Consider the following 19,307-nt stretch of genomic DNA (forward strand, 5'->3'; position numbering starts at 1 on the left):
CGCCTGTCACAGCCACCGGCTAACTCCGCGAAATGCCCCACGAAAAACCGCTTCTCCGCTTCGGCGTGATCGCCGATCCGCAATATGCCGACCTGCCGCCATGGCTGGAGATGGACCGTTATTACGCCAACAGCCTCGACAAGCTGCGCCAGGCGATCGGCGTGCTGAACGGCGAGGATCTGTCCTTCGTGGTGACGCTGGGCGATCTCATCGATCGGGGCTGGGAGAGCTACGATCCGGTGCTTGCTGTCTATCAGGGCCTGCGCCACGAAAGTTTTCTGATGCCGGGCAATCACGATTTCTTCGTCGCGCCAGCGCAGCTCGGCGATGTCCACAAACGGCTCGGCATGCCGGCCGCCTGGCACGATTTTGCCCGCGGCGGTGTTCGCTTCGTGGTGATCGACGGCAACGAGATCAGCCTGTTTTCCACCCCGGAAGGCCACCCGCGCCACACGTTGGCGCAGCAGCGGCTGGAAACATTGCTGGGCGAAGGCGCGATCAACGCCAAGGAATGGAACGGCGGCATCGGCGACGACCAGTTCGCCTGGCTGGAGGCGGTGCTGGAGCGGGCAAGCGCTGCGGACGAGAAGGTCGTGGTCATGGGCCACTATCCGCTTTACCCAGAAAACGAGCACAATCTCTGGGGTGCCAAGCGGCTGACCGCTCTTTTCGCCCGTTCGGGCAATGTGATCGCCTATCTGAACGGCCATAACCACGTGGGCAATCTCGGCCGGGCCGGAAACACCTGGTATGTGAACTTCAAGGGCATGGTCGATACGCAGGCGGAAAACGCGTTTGCCGTCATCGAGATCTTTGCCGACCGTATCGAGATCATCGGCCACGGCCGCGAGGAAAGCCGTACCCTCGCTCTCTAGGCTCAGCCGCGCGCCGCCCAGGAAAGCCCGCGCCGCAGGATGCTGCGCATCTGCGGATGGTCGAATTCGGCCGCTACATGGCCAAGTGCCGAATAGAAAATCCGTCCCTTGCCGAAATGGCGCTTGAAGACGACGGGCATCGTCACGTTGCGCACCGCCTCGTCATATTCGCCGGAAAAAGTCGTCGTCGCGAGGATTTCGACTGACGGATCGTAATGCAGGTAATACTGCTCAGACCGGTAGTCGAAATCGGCTATGCCCTGCATCACCGGGTCGTTGGGGCGAGTGACGTTGACGCGGTAGTCGATGATATTGCCAGGATGCGCCGCCCAGGTGACCCCGGCAAGATAACGGAAGGCAGCACTCTCCTTGAAGGAGGTTGCAAGCGCCCCGTGGTGGCCGCCAAGCCCGAGCCCGCCGCGCACCGCCTCGACAAGCGCATTGGCATCCACCCTTTCCAGCTTTTCGCCGGTGATGATCGGCACCAGCAGGTCGGCAGCGGCGATGGTCTGGGAGCCGAAGATGCCGAGATCGCCGGTGATCTCGACCGCAAAACCGTCCTCCCGAAGGATCTCGCCGGTAATGCCTGCGCATTGCTCCGGCTCATGGATTTTCGATCCGCCCCAGACGATGATGGCCCTACGCATTCGATGTCTCCCATGTCCTGCTGTTTCCTGACGAAGCGGGCGCACCATAGGGACAAAGCCGCCGGCTGTCAGGAGAGGGGCGAAAGTCACGGGGCGGTCACATCGGCGGGCTGGTCCAGCCCTGAACCCAGAGCGACCGCAGTTTCTCGCCTTCGCCGCGGAAGAAGCCATCCGCCAGTTCGCAATGCTCCACCCGGTCGGCGCGGAAATTGCGGATCGCCTGCCGGAGCTCGCACCAGGCGACGATATTGGCTGTCTGCGAATAATAGATCAGCGCCACCGGCCGGATCGTCCGTTCCGTGGCCCGGGCATATTCGTCGCGGTAGTCGAGCGCCAGCTTCTGTTCGTCGCGGATCGCCCGGCGCACCATCGCAAGGTCCAGCGCGTCCGGCACCGGCGCGACCGAACCCCAGGCATGCAGCGCATTGGCGGAAAACGTCCCGGCAAGCGGCGCCGGCACCACGGCGGCGATCTTGCGGTTCACCTGCTTGGCGGCCTGCCGGAGCTCGGTGTCGCCGGTCCGCTCCAGCAGCGCCAAGGCCAGCACGATCGCTTCCGTCTCCTCGATCGACAGCATCAGCGGCGGCAGCGTGAAGCCGGGGCGCAGGATATAACCGATGCCGCGCCCGCCCTCGATCGGCACCCGCATCGCCTGCAGCGCCGCGATATCCCGGTAAATGGAACGGACGGTGACTTCCAGCTGCGCCGCGATCTCCGCCGCCGTCACCGGCTTTTTGGCGAGCCGCAGGATCTGGATGATCTCGAACAGGCGCGAGGCCTTGCGCATGCCGGTTTTCCTTGTGGTCAGACGATCGCTACTGACAATACGCTGTCAGTTGGGCTGCCGTATAGGACCGCATATCCGGTTGAAAAACAAGGCTTCGGCATTCGAAGCCGACATTGCGAGGCTCAAGAAACTGACATGACTTACACCGAAAATCTCTGGCTCTTTTTCACCCTCCTGTTCGGCATCATCGTCGTGCCGGGCATGGACATGATCTTCGTGCTCGCCAATTCGCTGACCCGCGGCCGCACGGCGGGGCTTGCCGCCACCGCCGGCATCATCGCCGGCGGGCTGGTGCACTCGCTTTATGGCGCGGTCGGCGTCGGCCTGCTCGCAAGCCTGATGCCGGTCCTGTTCAAGCCGCTGCTGATCGCCGGCGCGCTCTACATGGCCTGGATCGGCGTCAGCCTGATCCGCAGTTCGATCACCGTCGATCATGTCGGCCCGGCGGACACGCGGTCGAACTGGGAAGCGTTCCGGCGCGGCGCGGTCACCTGCCTCATCAATCCCAAGGCCTATCTGTTCATGCTCGCCGTCTATCCGCAGTTCCTGCGGCCGGATTTCGGGCCGCTCGCCCCGCAGGCGACGATCATGGCGGCGATGACGGCTGGGACCCAACTCGCGATCTACGGCGGCCTCGCCGTCGCCGCCGGCCACGCGCGACAATTCCTGGTCGGCAATGGCAGCGCGACGATCTGGGTCGGGCGGATCGCCGGCCTCCTGTTGCTTGCCGTTTCCATGCTGACGCTCTGGGAAGGGGTGACGGCCTGAAGGACGGCTTGAGCAGTCTCGGCGAGACATATCTCCTTCACATTCCGTGCCTGCCCGGCAACAGGGCGGAGCGCTCGCGGCCTCATGACAGAAAAGTTACTTTTTTCAAACGCATAAGCCGGCAATCATGAGGTTGCTAAAATGCGCCGGCATGACCGGCTCGATGAGGAGAGGAATGGATGAAGCTTAAACTGATTGCCGCCGCCGCGGCCGTACTCTGTCTTGGCTTTACGGCCGTGACCGCACAGGAAACGCCGATTACCAAGCGCCAGGCGCTGATGAAGGGTATCGGCGGTGCAGCCGGCGCGCTCGGCGGGATCGCCAAGGGCGAAAAGCCCTATGACCAGGCTGCCGTGCGCACGGCGCTGACCACGATCAGCACCAATATCAAGGCCTTCCCGGATCAGTTTCCGGCAGGCTCCGAGACCGGCGACAAGACCAAGGCGGCACCAGCCATCTGGGAAAAGAACGCCGAATTCCGTGGGAACGCGCAGAAGCTCGGTTCCGACGCGGAGGCGCTTCTGGCGTCCATGCCGGCGGACCAGGCCGCCGTCGGCAAGGCCCTGCAGACGCTCGGCGGCAACTGCAATACCTGCCATCAGAACTTCCGCCTGAAGTGATCGCTGCCCTGTCTTGGCATATGGGACGGCCGCAGCCTTCTGCGGCCGTCCTGGTATGATCTCGTAACGCTGGAGGAAGGCGATGGCCTCGATATGGTCCAAAATCCTGGCGGCGGGCGTCGTGGTGATCGCCGCGGGTGCTGCCACGGCCTGGGCGCTGACCAAGCCCGATCCCTATCCGGATTCCCATTGGGCGGGCCTCGGCGCGCCGGATCTTGCCAAGGGCGAACAGCTCTTCTGGGCCGGCGGCTGTTCGAGCTGTCATACCGCGACCGGCGCCACCGGCGACGCGCTGAAGGTTCTATCCGGCGGCAGGGCGCTGCCGAGCCCGTTCGGGACATTCCATATTCCCAACATCTCGCCCGATCCGAATGCCGGCATCGGCAACTGGACCTTGGCGCAGTTCGGCAATGCCACGACCCGCGGGGTGGGGCCGGACGGCGAACACCTCTTCCCGTCCTTCCCCTACGGCTCCTATTCGAGGCTCTCGGCCAGGGACATCAACGATCTCTTCGGGTACCTGAAGACCCTGCCGGCGAGCACCAATGTCGCGCCGCCGCACGAACTGCCGTTCCCCTATAATATCCGGCTGGCGGTCGGCGGCTGGAAACTCCTCTATTTCAACGATCAGCCGCGGGTGCAGCTTGCCTCTGCCGACGACAAGGTCAAGCGCGGCCAGTTCCTGGTCGAAGGTCCCGGCCATTGCGGCGAATGTCACACGCCGCGCGACGCGACGGGCGGTTTTCTCCCCGACCGCTGGCTCGCCGGCGGCCCCAACCCGGAAGGCAAGGGAACCATCCCCAACATCACGCCGGGCTCGAAGGATGTCGGCTCCTGGAGCGAGAGCGACATCGCCGGTTACCTCGAAACCGGCTTCACCCCGGATTTCGACACCGTCGGTGGCTCCATGGTCGAAGTGCAGCAGAACCTCGCGCATCTGCCGAAAGGCGATCTTGAGGCAATCGCCGCCTATCTGAAGGCGGTGCCGGCGAGATAAGGGAGTACACTATGGGTCCGCAGGATCACATGAAACTCTACGAGACGAAGATCAATCTTCGCCGCTTCGACGACGTTGAACCGCTGATCTCGCGCGACGCGACCTTTTGGTTCACGGACGGCACCCATCGCGGAATTGCGGAAATACGGGCCGCATTCGAGGAAACCTGGAAAAACCTCCAGAATGAAATCTATTGGCTGGAGGACGTGGAGTGGATTGCAGTAGGCGCTGAGGCCGCGAGTTGCACCTATCGCTTCCGGTGGAAAGCGGATATCGACGGCAAGACCTTCGAAGGGGAGGGGCGCGGTACGACCGTGCTACGCAGGGAGGGTTCGGAGTGGAAGATCATTCACGAACATCTCAGCCGTTTTCCGGAATGATGAACGAGTTCGGGAACGAAGCCATGGACCTACGGGAATACAAAGGCCATTCCGCCGTCATCGAATTTGATGCCGAAGACGAAATCTTCGTTGGTCATATCGCGGGCATTGCCGATCTCGTCGGCTTTCACGCCAAGACCGTCACTGGTCTTGGGACCGCCTTCCACGAGGCGGTCGACGATTATCTGAGAATCCTGGCCAAGGCCGCCGGATAGGCCTCGGCCGCAGATTCTACGCCAGCGCCTGCGTATAGCGCATGCCGGTGACCGGGCGCGGCTTGAAATCCATGTGTTCGTAGAAGCGGTGGGCGGCGAAATTGCCGGTGGCGGCGCTGACCGAAAGATAGTCGCAGCCGGCATTCTTGGCGATCTCGCGGGCACGCGTGACCAGGTGCTGACCGATGCCGTGGCCGCGATGCCCGTCGCGCACGAAGAGATGGTGCAGGTCCATGCCACGGGTGCCTTCCTGCGCCCGGTAGAGCGGCACGAGAATGGCGTAGCCGATCAGCTCCGAGCCGGTATCGGCGACAAGCGCGCTGATCCACGGCATCGCGCCGAACAGGTCGCGCTCGAGTTTTTCGGGGGTGATGCCGGCGGGATCGTTGTGATGCGCGGCAAGCAGCGCGATCATCTCGTTGAGTTCCGGCAGATCGCGTGATTTCGCGCTGCGGATCGTCACGACCGACGGGCGAGGCAGGGTAATATCGGTATCTTCAGTCATTTCCGGCATCCTTTTTCGGTCTTCTCGCCGTCAGGTGCCGTTTGAAACAACAAAGCCGCCTGACGGCGGCTTGTTGACATGGTGATCTGTCGAGCCGCCCTTTAAAGGAAGGCCCAAAAATACGAGCAGGCGATGGTTGTGCGCGTGTTGATCATGGCGCCTAGATGCTCCCGATCTCAAATCTTGTCAAGCGCCATCCGCGAAACGGTTGGCCGCCGCCATGATCGCCTCCGCCATGCCCCGGTCACTGGTTGAATCCAGGTTATTAGACTGGCAGGGCATGGCCCATACTGGCAACAGCTAGGTATCATATAATAACAATAGATGTTACATTCTCGCTGTCCGTAGGAGTGTAAAACACGATGGCCAGCATAGCACTGAATGACCACTATGAGCGCTTTATCAAGAAGCAACTGGAGTCGGGACGTTATAACAACGCGAGCGAAGTGGTACGCGCCGGTCTGCGCATGCTCGAGGATTTCGAAGAGGCTCGAGATAAGTGGCTTCGCAACGAAATTCCCTCGCGGTTCGAGGAGTTGCAGGCGGATGCTTCGAAAGGCGTGCCGCTCGATACCGCTTTCGCTCGGCTTGAAGCCAAGCATCACGCTCGCGTGGCGAAAGCCAAATAGGCGATGCGGCGCACGATCATCATTCACGAAAAGGCTGAGGAAGAACTCGACGCGCTATATGACTACATCGCCGATCGGGCCGGTCCGCCCGTCGCCTGGAATTACGTTGTCGGCATTCGCAAATTCATTGAGGACATGGCCGAATTTCCCGAGCGGGGGACTGTCCGCGAAGGACCTGTTCCGGGGCTGCGGATCATCGGTTATCGTCGCAGCCTCAGCATCGCCTTCGTCGTTCAGGAGGAGCGGGTCGTCATTCTGGGCTTCTTCTACAATGGTCGCTTGGCGACCACCGAGATTCTCGAAGAACGCCTCTGACCCGCTCTCAATGCTCCCCCTCGCACAGCCCGTGGTCGGATAGCGCCCGGATCACATAACAATCCTCGATCGAATGGCCGTCGCAGTGTGAGATGATCCGTTCGAGTTCGTGTTCCAGCTTCTTCAGTTTTTCGATCTTTTCACGGACGGCGATCAGATGATCGGCGGCGATCCTGTCGGCGTTGACGCAAGGGAGGTCGGGGTGCTGGCTGAGCGCGATCAGTTCGCGGATCGCCGGAATATCGAGGCCGAGGTCGCGGGCATGGCGGATGAAGGCGAGCCGCTCGAGGTCGTGCCGCTCATAACGCCGCTGGTTGCCCTCCGAACGCTCGGCCGCTTCGATCAGGCCCATCTGCTCGTAATAGCGGATGGTCGGCACCTTGACGCCGGTGCGTTTCGAAAGATCGCCGATCGACAGCATGGCTGAAAATTCCTCTTGAAGCTCTAGTCACTGGAGGAATTATTTAGTCAGTCACCGGCATGAAGGCAAGCGGGGCATGGCGCCGATCGCCCAACGTAAAACGGCTACAGCCCTGACTGACAAGGCCGCAGCCGCCGAAAGCTTTATAACCTTACATGGAGAACAGCGGATCGTCCTCGGTGCCGTTCTGCAACTGCTGCTTCTGCGCGTTGCCCTGTGCCAGTGCAGCAGGGTCGCCGCCCATGTCCATCGCGGTTTCCTGCTTCTGACCGTTGACGCCCATGGCCTCGAGGATCGCCTTGCGGATATCCGCCTCGATCGCCTCGCGGTCTTCCGCCGACATGGTCTTGAGATCGTCTTCGGTAAGATCCTTGTCCTTGAGATACTGTTCGCGGATGCGCTCGGCCAGGGTCTTCTTGGCGAGATCCATGAACTCGTCCTCGTATCTCGTCGACGGTGCCTCGCCGAGCCAGGTGTCGCCGGCGTCCTGATCGACCTCGGCGCCCTGGCTTTCCATCGTCCACAGGCTATCTGCCAGCTTTGCGCCGAACACCGTATCGCTGCCGGTTATGCCGCCCGAGACCGACTGCCGCGGCGCCGCGTAGTCGTTGGCATTCCCCGAAGCATTCTTGTCGCCGCCGTTCTTGCCAAGGATACCGTAAAGAGATGCGTAATAAGGATTGGTGCTTCCAATTGTCGTCATCGCGACTCTCCCCGTGTGAGACCACTAGCGGCTTAGGTCCCGAAACCTGCACGGAGCTTTCGGATTCCACTTGTATCGGCGGTGCGCAGAGATATAGGGTACCCCCCTATATTACATGGAGACGCTCGTGGCGCATACCATTCGGGAACAGGCAAAGCTTCTGGCGCGGGTGCGCCGGCTGAAGGGGCAGATGGAGGCGGTCGAGCGGGCGCTGGAAGCCGAGGCGCCCTGCGGCGAGGTGCTGCAATTGCTCGCATCGATCCGTGGCGCGCTTTCCGGGCTTACCGGTGAAGTCATGGAGGATCATCTGCGCGAGCATGTCCTGCATGCCGATGACGAGAAACAGAGGGCGCAGGCGGTGGACGAACTCGCCGATGCGCTCCGCACCTATATCCGCTGATCGAGACGAAGGAGAAGACCATGCCCCAATCCATCGAGGAGCTGAAGCATGAGCACGTTTTTCTGGGCGCCGACCATGAGCGCAACGAGCGCAAGGTCTGGCTGGTGATCGCGCTGACGGCGACGATGATGGTGGCGGAAATCGTCGCCGGCTCGATCTTCGGCTCGATGGCGCTGACCGCCGACGGCTGGCACATGTCCACCCATGCCGGCGCCATGCTGATTGCAGCGCTCGCCTATCTCTATGCCCGCCGCCAGGCCCGCAATCCGCGCTACACGTTCGGCACCGGCAAGCTCGGCGATCTCGCCGGCTTCGCGAGCGCCATCGTGCTCGCCCTGATCGCGCTGCTGATCGCCTGGGAAAGCTTTGTCCGCCTCGCCAATCCGGTGGCGATCGATTTCGACCAGGCGATCTTCGTCGCCGTGGCCGGGCTGGCGGTCAACCTGCTCAGCGCCTGGCTGCTGCGGGAGGATCATGGCCGGTCTCATCACGGCGGCCATGCACATGACGGCGGTCATCATCATGGCGGCCATCATGGACACCACGGTCATCACGGCGCCCATGCGCACGGGGCTGCCAAGGACCACAATCTGCGCGCCGCCTATCTGCATGTCCTTGCCGACGCGCTGACTTCGGTTCTGGCGATCGTCGCGCTCATTCTCGGCCGGTCCTATGGCTGGGCCTGGCTGGATCCGGTCATGGGCGTCGTCGGCGGTCTGGTGATCGCGCGCTGGTCCTGGGGGCTCATCCGCGCGACCGCGACGGTGTTGCTGGACGCGCAACCGGATGACGCGGAACTGGCCGGCAGGATCCGTCGGACCGTCGAGACGGAGGAGGACAGGATTTCGGACCTGCATGTCTGGCAGCTTGGTCCGGGACACCATGCGGCGATCGTCGCGCTGGTCACGCCAAAACCCCAGGCGCCGTCCTTCTACAAGGATAAGCTCCGGGGCATTCGGGATCTGTCGCATGTCACGGTGGAAGTCACGCCCGCCCGAACGGCGTAGCGGGATGTCTTAGAATTCGGCGAATTCCTGATAGCGGCCTTCGACCCAGTCCTGGGGGGCGGATCGGCCTTGCGTGTCGACGTTTGCGGAGCCCGCATCGTCGGTTTCCATGACCCAGAGCGCATTGGCAAGCGAAGACGACAGCAGCGTGGCGCTTCCCGTCAAGGCATTGGGAGACCGCTGGAATGCCGCAGCTTCACGCTGAGGCGCTTCCTCGACTTTCCGGTCCATCTCTTGTGCCCGGTTGGGATAATAATAGCCGTTGAGGCCGCTATCGATCTTCATGGCGCAACGCCCGTGTTCAGAATGGTTAACAAATAGTTAACGCACGAAGCTTGCGCGAGGCTTGCGTCCGGGATTGCCGATTGACGGCAGGGGCTTGACAAAAAAATGACAATGAACGGCTGTTCGGTGCGTTCCTTATCCGTTCTGGTTGCGGAGAAACCTGTCGAATATCGCCTGAGTGAGCCGCTGATTGTGCCGGTACCATGTGTCTTCCGTGTAGAAGACCGGTTCGGCCGGATCCCAGCCGCTTAAGGTAAAGTCGCTCTGGCGGGAGAAGAAAGCGACGAATTCTTCTTCGCTTGCCCAGGTGGCGATGGCCGGTTCCGGATGAAAGCCGTCCTGGATGTCACAGAGAATGACGCCGGTCTCGGTACGGATCAGGCCGTGGCCGCAGAAGTCGCGGTGGAATTCGTGGATCAGCCCTTCGCCGATCTTGGCCTCCTGCAGCTTTTCCCACACAAGGCGCATCCGCTCGGCTCCGAGCGCCCGGTGCGAAAGCCTGTCGCGCACCTCCGCCCGCCGCCGGTCCATCTCTTCCTCGGTCGCATTGATCAAGGGGTAGGGCGGCCAGGCAGGCTGCTTGGTCTTCCGCTGCCGCCAGACGGACCAACCGGCCACGCCCAGGACATAGAGGATCACGGCATAACAGACGATCGGAATGATGATGCCCGCCATCCGTTCACCTATCCCATCGCCCGTGCCATTTCGGCGAGCTTGCGCACGGTGTTGAGGTTTCGCGACGTGCCGGGTTTCAGCGCCGGCAGCTTCAGCTTCGATTTGCCCGAACCGACCGGATAATGGACATAGATCTCGCGCCCGGCAACGACCGCCTCCTCGCCATCCGGCGCGACCATCTTGTCGAGCGCATCGTTCGAGGCCTTTTCGGGCAGGAAATGCACGAGCAGAAAATTCGGCTTGGCATCGGGGAAGGGCGCGTTCTCGGCAATCGCCTCCATCTCCCGCGTCGAGCGCACCATGACGCCCGGCTTTTTGCCCAATTTCCCGCCCAACGCTTCGTCAAGCTTCTCGGCGACCTCGGCCTCCGTCTCGTCGGACCGGAACAGCACGTTGCCGCTCTGGATATAGGTCTTGACGTCGGTGAAGCCGAGATTTTCGCAGATCGCCTTGAGTTCGGTCATCTGGAGCGTGGTGCCGGCGACGTTCACCGCACGAAGCAGGGCAATGTAGACGGTCATTTTCTCCCCTCCCGAAGGCAACCTAAATTATGGTCCGGTGTAGCCGGGCATGCATTGAAAGGCATCGCCCACCACCCCCCCCTGTCCTGCCGGACATCTCCCCCTCAAGGGGGGAGATCACAAGCGGCTTGCTCCTCCCACCGATTAAACCTTACGCTGGGCGGTAGCGTTTCTTGTTTGGGGAAGCCGGTGCGCCCAGCCGATCTCCCCCCTTGAGGGGGAGATGTCCGGCAGGACAGAGGGGGGTATCGCGCGGTAAAACCTCTCTCATCCCCTCCACACCCTTCTACATCTTCCCCGCCACCTTGATCGCAAACGCATATTCGAAGGCGATCTCCTCCAGCCGCTGGAAGCGGCCCGATTTGCCGCCATGCCCCGCTGCCATGTTGGTCTTCAAGAGGATCGGTGCGGTACCGGTCGAGAACTCGCGGACCTTCGCAACCCACTTGGTCGGTTCCCAATAGGTGACGCGCGGGTCTGTCAGGCCGGAAATGGCCAGGATCGGCGGATAGGGCTTCGCCTCGACATTGTCGTAGGGCGAGTAGGCGGCGATCCACTGGTATTCTTCGAGGTTGTCGATCGGGTTGCCCCATTCCGGCCATTCCGGCGGGGTGAGCGGCAGCGTGTCGTCGAGCATGGTGTTGAGCACATCGACAAAGGGTACGGCGGCGATGATGCCGGCGAATTTTTCCGGCGCCATGTTGGCGATGCCGCCCATCAGCATGCCGCCCGCCGAGCCGCCCTCGGCGATGATGTTCTCGTAGGAGGTAAAGCCGTGGGCCACCAGGTGGTCGGCGGCGGCGATGAAGTCCTTGAACGTGTTTTCCTTGAATTCCATCTTGCCGGTCTCGTACCAGGCGAACCCCTTATCCTTGCCGCCGCGCACATGGGCGATGGCATAAACGAAGCCGCGATCGGCGAGCGAAAGGTTGTTGGTCGAAAACCCGGCCGGAATGGTGATCCCGTAGGCGCCGTAGCCATAGAGCAGGCAAGGCGCCGAACCATCGAGCGGCGTATCTTTCCGGTAGAGCAGCGAGACCGGCACCAGTTCGCCGTCATGCGCGGGCGCCATCACCCGGCGGGTGACGTAGTCGTCGGGATTGTGGCCCGACGGCACTTCCTGGGTCTTCAGAAGCACCCGCTCGCGGGTCCTCATGTCGTAGTCGTAGAGTTGGCTCGGGGTCGTCATCGACGAATAGGAAAAGCGGATGACGTCGCTGTCGTATTCGGCAGCCCCCTGCAGGCCGAGCGAATAGGCCTCTTCGGCAAAGGCGATAGCATGTTCCTCACCGGTCGTCCGGTCGCGGATGATGATCTGCGGCAGGCCGTCCTTGCGCTGCAGCCACAGCAGATAACGGGCGAATGCCATGTGGCTGATGATCAGCCGACCCGGCTCGTGCGGCACGACCTCGGTCCAGTTCTGCTTGCCCGGCGCCGTCACGGGCGTTTGGCAGATCTTGAAGTCCTTGGCGTCGCCGTCATTGGTGAGGATGTAGAAGACGTCGCCGCCTTCGGTCATCGAATATTCGATGCCTTCCTCGCGTTCGGCGACCAGCGCCGGCTCCGCCGTCAGGTCCTTGGTCGAGAGCAGACGATATTCCGACGTCTCGTGGTCGTGGATGTCGATATAGATGAAGTCGTCGAGCAGCGATCCGCCGACGCCCATGAAGAAACCCGGATCCTCCTCCTCGTAGACCAGTCTGTCTTCCGACTGTGGCTGGCCGACAATGTGGTGGAAGACTTTCGAGGGGCGGTGGTTCTCGTCCTGCAGCGTATAGAAGAAGCTCCGGCCGTCCGGCGCCCAGACGCCGCCGCCGCCGGTATTTTCGACCACGTCGGAAAGATCCTCTCCCATCGCGAGGTCGCGGATGCGCAGGGTGAAATATTCCGAACCCTTGTCGTCATAACCCCAGATGCCGCGGGAATGGTCGCTCGTGTGGTCGATGCCGGAGAGCCGAAAATAATCCTTGCCCACCGCTTCCTTGTCGCCGTCGAGCAGCAACTGTTTGTCCCCGCCGTCGCGCGGGGTGCGGAAATAATGCGGCTGCTCGCCGCCGGTGACATAAAGCGTACCGTAGGCAAAGGCTCCGTCCTTCATCGGCACGGAGCTGTCGTCTTCCTTGATGCGGCCGCGCATCTCGGCAAACAGCTTTTTCTGCAGCTCGGCCGTGTCGCCCATGGCCGCTTCCATATAGGCGTTCTCGGACTCCAGATGTTTGCGGATTTCCGGATCGAGGAGCGACGGATCCTTGAACATCGCCTGCCAGTTGTCGGCGCGGAACCAGGCATAGTCGTCGGTGCGGGTAATGCCGTGGCGGGTATCGGAGACCGGCTTCCTGGGCGCAACGGGAGCGGCGGGAAGATTGGCGAAAGGCGATAGGCGGGAGGTGGCCAAGGAAGCACTCCGGTTGTGAGGCAAGGAGTGCCAGAGATAGGGGGCGCTTAGGCGCTAGGCAAGCGGGGAGGCGAGGGCGAGCTTACTTCTTCTTCGGCTTCTGATTTGGAAGCACGCCGTCAAGCCAGCTCTGCCAGAATACGAAAGCAACAACGAACGCCAAAGCAACAGCCGGCATCAGAAGCAGGATTATTTGCTCACTTGTCATTTGCTGAGCCCTCTTAAAATCCAACTACCCGCAAAATGTAATACTCCCCCGAATAAAAAGCAAACCGCCATGGTTCCACCGATGGAGACCAGATCTCCCGATGCTGCGGAAGGCTCGTACATTGCCCGAACGATCGGCGTGAACACGCCGATCAGAATGGCACCGATCCCGATATTGTTCAGGAATGTCGCCCGCAATTTAATCTGTTCCTTCTTCGCATCAGAAAGCGCACCGTCTGTCATCCAGGCCCATTACTCCCACCCAATCACATCATCCTATTTCCCGTTCTGGTAGGTGGTCAATTGCGTAACCGTCTCATAGTTTCCGCCCGTCCGAGTCATATTGGATAGGAAATGACATGATAAAAACCTGGTCGCTTGCCGCACTCGCCCTTCTTTCCGCCCTGCCGGCGCATGCGCTCGATGCCCGCATCGTCCGACAGCTCGATGCGCTCGCCCCGGACGAGCGGCGCGAACAGCGCTGCGATATCGAGGCGATGGATCGCATCAAGCAGGACAACAAGGGCGAGTTCAAACCGGACAAGGTGATTGCCTACACGTTTGGCGATCCGATCGAGGCCGGCAATGCCATCCGTGCACCGGGCGCTGTTTTCCGCAGCGCCGGCGACTGGTACCGGCTCAAATACAAATGCGAGACCGGCGACGAAGGCCTGAAAGTGATGTCCTTCGACTACAAGATCGGCTCGAAGGTCCCGCGCGAGGAGTGGGAAAAATATTACCTCTACGAGTAGAGTAACATCTCGACGAACGAGGTCATCCCGGCAGGTGCGGCACGGTCTTCCGGTCGGGGAAAAGTTCGTTCAGCACCGTCATCATGATCAGGGAAAGCGGCAGGGCGAGCATCGCCCCGACCGCGCCCCACATCCAGGTCCAGAACAGGATGGCGATGAAGACGATGAAGGGATTGATCTCCCATTGCCGGCCCATGATCGCCGGGAAGAGCAGGTTCTCCATCGCAAGGTGGATGGTGAAGAAGATGATCGCCGGGATCAGGCCGAGGAACAGGGCGTCGTGGGTAAGAATGCCGGCGATCGCCACCGAAACGGTCATCAGGGTGATGCCGAGGAACGGGATGAAGCTGGAGACGAAGGCGAACAGGCCCCACAGGACCGGCATCGAAAGTCCGCCGAAATAGGCGATCAGCGCCATCACCACCCCGAGCCCCAGATAGAGAAGGCTGGCGGTCGCGAAATAATAGCCGAGCACCTGGTCGATCGAGTTGAGCACCCGGATCGCCATCAGCCGCTGGCGGCGTGTCGGGAAGGCGAGAATGATGGTGCGCCGCAGCCGCACCCGGCCATAGAGGAAGAGCAGCAGGGCCGCAAAGAAGATCATCCCCTGGATGATCGCCGGGGTCAGGTTGGCGGTGACGATGCCGAGGATGTTTCCGGAATTCTCGATCAGCGACTGCATCGACATCGGTCCGGTCTCGAATGTCGCGGGCGATACGTTCAGCCAATGTTGGCTTTCGAGGAACGGCTTGATGCGGTTGATGGTCCGCTCGATGAAACTGGGGCCCTCCTGGATCAGCGTCGCGACCGGTTCGGCGAGCGAATTGATGATCAGGAACAGGGCCGCGAAGACCAGCGTCGAAAGGATGAAGGCAATGCCGAAACGGGGCACGCCGGCCTTGCTGAGGCGATCCGCGACAAGACCCAGGATCAGGCCGACGACGATGGCGAGCGTCACGGGGATCAGGATCAGCGACATGTAATGGACGAGCGAGAAGAACACGATCGCGAAAATGCCGATCACCGCCCAGGCCATCGCCACGTCGAGCGCCTCGCGCCCCAGCGGCAGGTTCTCGGCGGCCTCGATATCTTCGGGACGGAGGACCGCCTCCTTGCGTTGCGCCGACATGTCCGTCAGGTGTTTCTTCAGCTTGCCATTGCCGCGCGCACTCATGATTGTCATGTCCAGAGGTCCCCGTGATGGCTCTCAACGCGAAAGCGGCGCTCCGGTTCCGGAACGCCGCTCGTGCGCAAAAACGGGGCTGGCTGCGCTCAGGCGGCCAGCGTCAGGCCAATGCCCCAGGGGTCTTTCAGCGACCAGCCTTCGGCAGTTTTGGTCGTGGCGATCTCCTGGGCATCGAGCGCCGTCAGCGCCCTGTCGAGCGCCGCCTTGTCGTTGAACCGGACGGTGTAGTCCGAGAGCCCGGTCATATTGCCTTCGCGGGCCTGCGCGCCGCGGCTGTTCCAGATATTGGCGGCGATATGGTGGTGGTAGTCGCCTGTTGCAAAGAAGCTGGCGCCGGGATACCGCGCCATCACCTTCAGGCCCAGCACGTCACGATAGAAGGCGTCGGCCTGTGGAATATCGCCGACCTGCAGATGGATGTGACCGACCGCCGTGCCGTCCGCCATGCCGTCAAACGCCTGCTTCGGAGCGCTGTTGTAGAGTTCCTGCAGGTTCAGGCGTTCGGTCGCCATGGCGACCGTGCCGTCTGGCTGATAGGCCCATTCCTGCGGGGTACGGTCGCGGTAGATCTCGATACCGTTGCCCTCGGGGTCGGACAGATAGATCGCCTCGCTGACGAGGTGGTCTGAGGCACCCTCCAGCCGGATCTGGTTATGGGCGGAATGTGCCAGCCAGCGGGCAAGCTCCTGTCGGTTCGGCACCAGGAAGGCGGTGTGGAACAGGCCGGCGGCATTGCGCGGCGCGCGGGCGACGTTTTTGCCGGTCGAAAGCGTCAGGAGCGGTTGGCTGCCGACGCCCAGCACCTCGCCGCTCGGGTTCTTCTCGATAACCTTCAGGCCGATGATATTCTGGTAGAAACCGGAAACCAGGGGCAGGTCGCTGACGACCAGATGCGCGCCGCGGACATGGGCGGGCCGGGTAAGGGCAAAGGGCTGCGTGACATCGGACATATCGAAATCCTCTCTGACATCGGGCGGGGGTAAACGCCCTGTTGCAGCTATATGGCCCACGCCCATCGTTCACGACAGAGCACAAATCGGCGATTCATCGTCTCCAAATTGTGGACAATGTACGGGTTTTGACCCTGATCAAGGCGGCTCGAAACAGGCGGAGCTACGACAGGACGAAAAGCATGAAGGAGATCGCATGTACAAGAAGATCATCGTTGCAGTGGATGTCTCTGCTCTGGAAAAGGGCGAGCGCATCCTGCGCACCGCGTCGAACCTGCTCGACACGGGCGGCACCATCCTGATCGTCAACGTGGTCGAGGACATGCCCGCTTATCTCGTCTCCGAGCTGACCGTGGATCTGACGGTCGCAGCCCGCCAGGATGCCGAACGGCAGCTCGTCGAGCTTCGCGAGAAAGCCGGCATCGAGGCCGATATCGAGATCCGCCAAGGCTCGCCGGCGCGCGAGATCCTGGCCGCTTCGGTGGATCAGGGCGCCGACCTGATCGTCGTCGCCTCGCATATCCCGGACCTGTCGAACTATCTGATCGGCGCCACCGCCGATCGCGTCGTGCGCCACGCCACGTGCTCGGTCCTCATCGACCGCTGAGAAGGAACGGACCCATGGATACGACAAGATATGGCGGTGTTCTGAGGGCGAGAAAGGCGGAGCTGGAAAGCCGCCTGAACCGCATCGAACAAGATTTCGTCGCTCCCCGCAATCCTGACGACGACGACCGCGCGGTCGAACGCAACAATGACGAGGTGCTGGAAGAATTGGGCGAAGCCGGCGAACGGGAGCTTGCGGCCATCGATGCGGCACTTCACCGCATCGCCGCCGGAACGTTCGGCATCTGCGCCAGATGTGGCCAGCCGATTGCCGAGCAGCGCCTCGATGCCGTGCCGCACACGCCGCTTTGCCAGACCTGCGCCGCCGAGGTGTCGGGCGAAGTTTAACGCGGGAAACGGAATGTGAATCGTCCCTCTCTTGCCTTCCGCCGCAGTCATGCTCATTCTTAAAAGCAGGCAGGCGGAAGGTCGGATGAACGAGTTTTTCAATTTCGGACGGAAATACGATTTTCACGAGATCGTCGCGGATGGCATCATCCACGGCGTCGGTATCGTATTCGCGCTGATCGGCGCCACCGCCCTGATCTTCTATGCGACCGTCTGGTCGAGCCATGGCGAAATCGCTGCCGCCTGGATCTACGGCCTCGGACTGATCATCTGCCTGTCGATCTCGTTCACCTACAATATCTGGCCTCACTCGCGCACCAAATGGGTGCTGCGGCGGCTCGACCATTCGGCGATCTTCATCCTGATCGCCGCCACGTATACGCCGTTTCTGCAACGCGGCGCGCACGACCCCTGGATATTCGCCATGCTTCTGGCGATCTGGGCGACCGCGATCTTCGGCATCACGCTGAAATGCCTGTTTCCCGGCCGTTTCGACAAGCTGACGATCCTGCTCTACCTCGCCATGGGCTGGAGCGGGGTGATGGTGGCGGGGCCGATATCCCAATATCTGCCGGCGGTCACCGTCTGGCTGATCGTCATCGGCGGCTTCATCTATTCGCTCGGGGTGATCTTCCACGTATGGGAGCGGCTGCGGTTCCAGAACGCCATCTGGCACGGGTTCGTCGTCGCCGCAGCCGCCGTCCACTACGGCGCGGTCATGACCTGCTTCAGCCTCTCCGGCGGTTTCTGATCCGAGGTTCGGTTATCGCGGGTAGCCGGCCGGCTTCAGGCTCTCTACTCCGGCATTCCGTCGGCCAAGCTAGGACCTCAGCAAATACCGCCCGCCGTAACCATTCCCATGAAGTTATCAAAGGAGAAGGCCGGCCAATCTGGACTCGGTATCCAGTCGTCTGATATAATGGACGGACGAGTATCATGATGGACGAAACCTGATGACCGAACCCCTTGTCCGCGACGCCACCGAAGCCGATCTCCCGACCGTCATGGAGATCTACAACGACGCGGTCGCCAACACGACGGCGATCTGGAACGATGTTCTGGTCGACCTCCAGAACCGCAAGGAATGGTTCTCCGCCCGCAAGGCGCGCGGCTTTCCGGTTGTGGTGGCGGACGTGAACGGCAAGGTCGCCGGTTACGCTTCCTACGGCGACTGGCGCGCCTTCGACGGCTTCCGCCACACGGTCGAGCATTCCGTCTACGTCCACCGCGATTTCCGCGGCGCCGGCATCGGCCGGCTGCTGATGCGGAAGCTGATCGCCCGCGCCTCCGAAAACAACATCCACGTCATGGTCGCCTGCATCGAGGCTGGAAACACCGCCTCGATCGGCCTGCACGAAAAACTCGGCTTCCGCACCGCCGGCACGTTCTCCGAAGTCGGCACCAAATTCGGCCGCTGGCTGGATTTGACCTGCATGGAGCTGAAGGTTCCGGGGTGACGTTGATAATAGTTATTGATTTTGGTATTCTCCGATGAACGGAGAAGGACCATGGCAAGCAGCGCAAATCTTGGACAGCATCTCGAAAGCTACGTCGACGAACTGGTGAAGTCCGGCCGCTACAATTCCCGTAGTGAGGTCCTGCGCGAAGGCGTGCGGCTGGTCGAGGAACGCGAGAAACGCCTTATGGCGTTGGACGCCGCGTTGGCTCGGGGTCTGGCAGATGTCGAAGCGGGGCGCTTCAAGCCTATTGACGAGGTTGCTGCTCGCTTGAAGGCTAAATATGCCGCGATGGCGAAAGACGGCGGCAAGTGATCGTTGTCATCACGTCCGAGGCCGAAGAGGACTTCGAGCGCATCGGTGACTATATTGCTCAGTTCAATCCTTCGCGGGCGGAAAGCTTTGTCGAGGAACTGCTCTTGCGGTGCCAGAATCTGGCGAGGATGCCATTCCGATTTCCGCTTCTTTCTCGGTTGCAACACGCCGATATACGCCGCGTTCCCCACGGGAATTACGTGATTTATTATCGTGTCGATGATGCCAATGTCTACATTCTCAATATCCTGAACGCCGCCCAGGATTACGAAGCCATCCTCTTCCCGGACGACTGACCACTCAGCTCCGCTGCAGCGCCAGATGCGCCCCCAGCCCCACCA

General features: G+C 61.6%; 29 protein-coding genes. 17 read left to right on the forward strand and 12 right to left on the reverse strand.

Annotated features, from left to right (window positions below):
* Positions 1-32: 32 nt before the first annotated feature.
* Complete coding sequence (locus C5J22_RS29580; protein ID WP_105441166.1) at positions 33-875, forward strand: metallophosphoesterase; 843 nt, start codon at positions 33-35, stop codon at positions 873-875.
* 2 nt (positions 876-877) lie between these two features.
* Here the strand turns inward: C5J22_RS29580 and C5J22_RS29585 are convergent, their stop codons facing one another.
* Positions 878-1,522: a ThuA domain-containing protein gene (locus tag C5J22_RS29585; protein WP_105441167.1), complete on the reverse strand. Its 645-nt coding sequence runs from the start codon at positions 1,520-1,522 to the stop codon at positions 878-880.
* Between the two features lie 97 nt (positions 1,523-1,619).
* Entirely contained in the window at positions 1,620-2,309 is a 690-nt protein-coding gene (locus C5J22_RS29590) for a YafY family protein (protein ID WP_105441168.1), read from the reverse strand.
* Positions 2,310-2,444: 135 nt separating this feature from the next.
* Between C5J22_RS29590 and C5J22_RS29595 the strand changes: the two genes are divergently transcribed.
* The 5 genes from C5J22_RS29595 to C5J22_RS29615 all read left to right on the forward strand — a co-directional run bounded on the left by C5J22_RS29595 (position 2,445) and on the right by C5J22_RS29615 (position 5,289).
* Positions 2,445-3,077, forward strand: coding sequence for a LysE family translocator (locus tag C5J22_RS29595; RefSeq protein ID WP_105441169.1), 633 nt, complete (start codon positions 2,445-2,447; stop codon positions 3,075-3,077).
* 179 nt (positions 3,078-3,256) lie between these two features.
* The gene (locus C5J22_RS29600) at positions 3,257-3,697 is read left to right on the forward strand and encodes a cytochrome c (protein ID WP_105441170.1); all 441 of its coding nucleotides are present in this window, start codon (positions 3,257-3,259) and stop codon (positions 3,695-3,697) included.
* A gap of 82 nt (positions 3,698-3,779) precedes the next feature.
* Entirely contained in the window at positions 3,780-4,694 is a 915-nt protein-coding gene (locus tag C5J22_RS29605) for a cytochrome c (protein ID WP_105441171.1), read from the forward strand.
* Between the two features lie 11 nt (positions 4,695-4,705).
* Positions 4,706-5,074: a nuclear transport factor 2 family protein gene (locus C5J22_RS29610; RefSeq protein ID WP_105441172.1), complete on the forward strand. Its 369-nt coding sequence runs from the start codon at positions 4,706-4,708 to the stop codon at positions 5,072-5,074.
* Positions 5,075-5,097: 23 nt separating this feature from the next.
* Positions 5,098-5,289 carry a HicB family protein gene (locus C5J22_RS29615; RefSeq protein ID WP_105441193.1) on the forward strand — a complete coding sequence of 64 codons (192 nt, stop codon included), beginning with the start codon at positions 5,098-5,100 and terminating at the stop codon, positions 5,287-5,289.
* A gap of 16 nt (positions 5,290-5,305) precedes the next feature.
* On the opposite strand, the gene C5J22_RS29620 is transcribed toward C5J22_RS29615, so the two are convergent.
* Positions 5,306-5,794 carry an N-acetyltransferase family protein gene (locus tag C5J22_RS29620; protein ID WP_371412686.1) on the reverse strand — a complete coding sequence of 163 codons (489 nt, stop codon included), beginning with the start codon at positions 5,792-5,794 and terminating at the stop codon, positions 5,306-5,308.
* A 362-nt stretch (positions 5,795-6,156) separates the two neighbouring features.
* On the opposite strand from C5J22_RS29620, the gene C5J22_RS29625 reads away from it, so the two are divergent.
* Both C5J22_RS29625 and C5J22_RS29630 read left to right on the forward strand, forming a co-directional pair.
* Positions 6,157-6,423, forward strand: coding sequence for a type II toxin-antitoxin system ParD family antitoxin (locus C5J22_RS29625; RefSeq protein WP_105441174.1), 267 nt, complete (start codon positions 6,157-6,159; stop codon positions 6,421-6,423).
* 3 nt (positions 6,424-6,426) lie between these two features.
* Positions 6,427-6,738 carry a type II toxin-antitoxin system RelE/ParE family toxin gene (locus C5J22_RS29630; protein WP_105441175.1) on the forward strand — a complete coding sequence of 104 codons (312 nt, stop codon included), beginning with the start codon at positions 6,427-6,429 and terminating at the stop codon, positions 6,736-6,738.
* Between the two features lie 7 nt (positions 6,739-6,745).
* Here the strand turns inward: C5J22_RS29630 and C5J22_RS29635 are convergent, their stop codons facing one another.
* Positions 6,746-7,159, reverse strand: coding sequence for a helix-turn-helix domain-containing protein (locus C5J22_RS29635; RefSeq protein WP_105405121.1), 414 nt, complete (start codon positions 7,157-7,159; stop codon positions 6,746-6,748).
* Between the two features lie 151 nt (positions 7,160-7,310).
* Complete coding sequence (locus C5J22_RS29640; protein ID WP_105441176.1) at positions 7,311-7,862, reverse strand: hypothetical protein; 552 nt, start codon at positions 7,860-7,862, stop codon at positions 7,311-7,313.
* A 115-nt stretch (positions 7,863-7,977) separates the two neighbouring features.
* On the opposite strand from C5J22_RS29640, the gene dmeR reads away from it, so the two are divergent.
* Both dmeR and dmeF read left to right on the forward strand, forming a co-directional pair.
* Positions 7,978-8,262 carry a Ni(II)/Co(II)-sensing transcriptional repressor DmeR gene (gene dmeR / locus C5J22_RS29645; RefSeq protein ID WP_371412011.1) on the forward strand — a complete coding sequence of 95 codons (285 nt, stop codon included), beginning with the start codon at positions 7,978-7,980 and terminating at the stop codon, positions 8,260-8,262.
* Positions 8,263-8,282: 20 nt separating this feature from the next.
* A complete protein-coding gene (dmeF, locus tag C5J22_RS29650; RefSeq protein WP_105441177.1) occupies positions 8,283-9,269 on the forward strand; it encodes a CDF family Co(II)/Ni(II) efflux transporter DmeF in 987 nt (328 codons plus the stop codon).
* 9 nt (positions 9,270-9,278) lie between these two features.
* On the opposite strand, the gene C5J22_RS29655 is transcribed toward dmeF, so the two are convergent.
* The 5 genes from C5J22_RS29655 to C5J22_RS29680 all read right to left on the reverse strand — a co-directional run bounded on the left by C5J22_RS29655 (position 9,279) and on the right by C5J22_RS29680 (position 13,595).
* Positions 9,279-9,554 carry a hypothetical protein gene (locus C5J22_RS29655; RefSeq protein ID WP_105441178.1) on the reverse strand — a complete coding sequence of 92 codons (276 nt, stop codon included), beginning with the start codon at positions 9,552-9,554 and terminating at the stop codon, positions 9,279-9,281.
* 135 nt (positions 9,555-9,689) lie between these two features.
* On the reverse strand, positions 9,690-10,229 hold the full coding sequence (locus C5J22_RS29660; protein ID WP_105441179.1) for a hypothetical protein: 540 nt from the start codon (positions 10,227-10,229) through the stop codon (positions 9,690-9,692).
* Positions 10,230-10,237: 8 nt separating this feature from the next.
* Entirely contained in the window at positions 10,238-10,750 is a 513-nt protein-coding gene (locus C5J22_RS29665) for a DUF1697 domain-containing protein (protein WP_105441180.1), read from the reverse strand.
* Positions 10,751-11,036: 286 nt separating this feature from the next.
* Positions 11,037-13,145, reverse strand: coding sequence for a S9 family peptidase (locus C5J22_RS29675; protein ID WP_105441181.1), 2,109 nt, complete (start codon positions 13,143-13,145; stop codon positions 11,037-11,039).
* A gap of 204 nt (positions 13,146-13,349) precedes the next feature.
* A complete protein-coding gene (locus C5J22_RS29680) occupies positions 13,350-13,595 on the reverse strand; it encodes a hypothetical protein (RefSeq protein WP_105441182.1) in 246 nt (81 codons plus the stop codon).
* Between the two features lie 116 nt (positions 13,596-13,711).
* On the opposite strand from C5J22_RS29680, the gene C5J22_RS29685 reads away from it, so the two are divergent.
* Positions 13,712-14,104 carry a DUF930 domain-containing protein gene (locus C5J22_RS29685; protein WP_105405115.1) on the forward strand — a complete coding sequence of 131 codons (393 nt, stop codon included), beginning with the start codon at positions 13,712-13,714 and terminating at the stop codon, positions 14,102-14,104.
* 22 nt (positions 14,105-14,126) lie between these two features.
* Here C5J22_RS29685 and C5J22_RS29690 read toward each other — a convergent pair whose 3' ends face one another.
* The gene (locus C5J22_RS29690; RefSeq protein ID WP_371412687.1) at positions 14,127-15,233 is read right to left on the reverse strand and encodes an AI-2E family transporter; all 1,107 of its coding nucleotides are present in this window, start codon (positions 15,231-15,233) and stop codon (positions 14,127-14,129) included.
* Between the two features lie 143 nt (positions 15,234-15,376).
* On the reverse strand, positions 15,377-16,240 hold the full coding sequence (locus C5J22_RS29695; protein ID WP_105441184.1) for a VOC family protein: 864 nt from the start codon (positions 16,238-16,240) through the stop codon (positions 15,377-15,379).
* 196 nt (positions 16,241-16,436) lie between these two features.
* Between C5J22_RS29695 and C5J22_RS29700 the strand changes: the two genes are divergently transcribed.
* The 6 genes from C5J22_RS29700 (at position 16,437) to C5J22_RS29725 (ending at position 19,262) form a co-directional block, all read left to right on the forward strand.
* Positions 16,437-16,847, forward strand: a complete 411-nt coding sequence (locus tag C5J22_RS29700; protein ID WP_105441185.1) for a universal stress protein — start codon at positions 16,437-16,439, stop codon at positions 16,845-16,847.
* Positions 16,848-16,861: 14 nt separating this feature from the next.
* Positions 16,862-17,194, forward strand: a complete 333-nt coding sequence (locus C5J22_RS29705; protein ID WP_105441186.1) for a TraR/DksA family transcriptional regulator — start codon at positions 16,862-16,864, stop codon at positions 17,192-17,194.
* Between the two features lie 85 nt (positions 17,195-17,279).
* The gene (locus C5J22_RS29710; protein ID WP_105441187.1) at positions 17,280-17,945 is read left to right on the forward strand and encodes a hemolysin III family protein; all 666 of its coding nucleotides are present in this window, start codon (positions 17,280-17,282) and stop codon (positions 17,943-17,945) included.
* Positions 17,946-18,147: 202 nt separating this feature from the next.
* Positions 18,148-18,651, forward strand: coding sequence for a GNAT family N-acetyltransferase (locus tag C5J22_RS29715; protein ID WP_105441188.1), 504 nt, complete (start codon positions 18,148-18,150; stop codon positions 18,649-18,651).
* A gap of 51 nt (positions 18,652-18,702) precedes the next feature.
* Positions 18,703-18,966: a type II toxin-antitoxin system ParD family antitoxin gene (locus C5J22_RS29720; protein ID WP_105441189.1), complete on the forward strand. Its 264-nt coding sequence runs from the start codon at positions 18,703-18,705 to the stop codon at positions 18,964-18,966.
* Entirely contained in the window at positions 18,963-19,262 is a 300-nt protein-coding gene (locus tag C5J22_RS29725; protein ID WP_105441190.1) for a type II toxin-antitoxin system RelE/ParE family toxin, read from the forward strand. Before C5J22_RS29720 ends, C5J22_RS29725 begins: the two co-directional genes overlap by 4 nt.
* Positions 19,263-19,307 lie beyond the last annotated feature (45 nt).

Source organism: Neorhizobium sp. T25_13, from assembly GCF_002968675.1.
GTDB lineage: Bacteria > Pseudomonadota > Alphaproteobacteria > Rhizobiales > Rhizobiaceae > Neorhizobium > Neorhizobium tomejilense.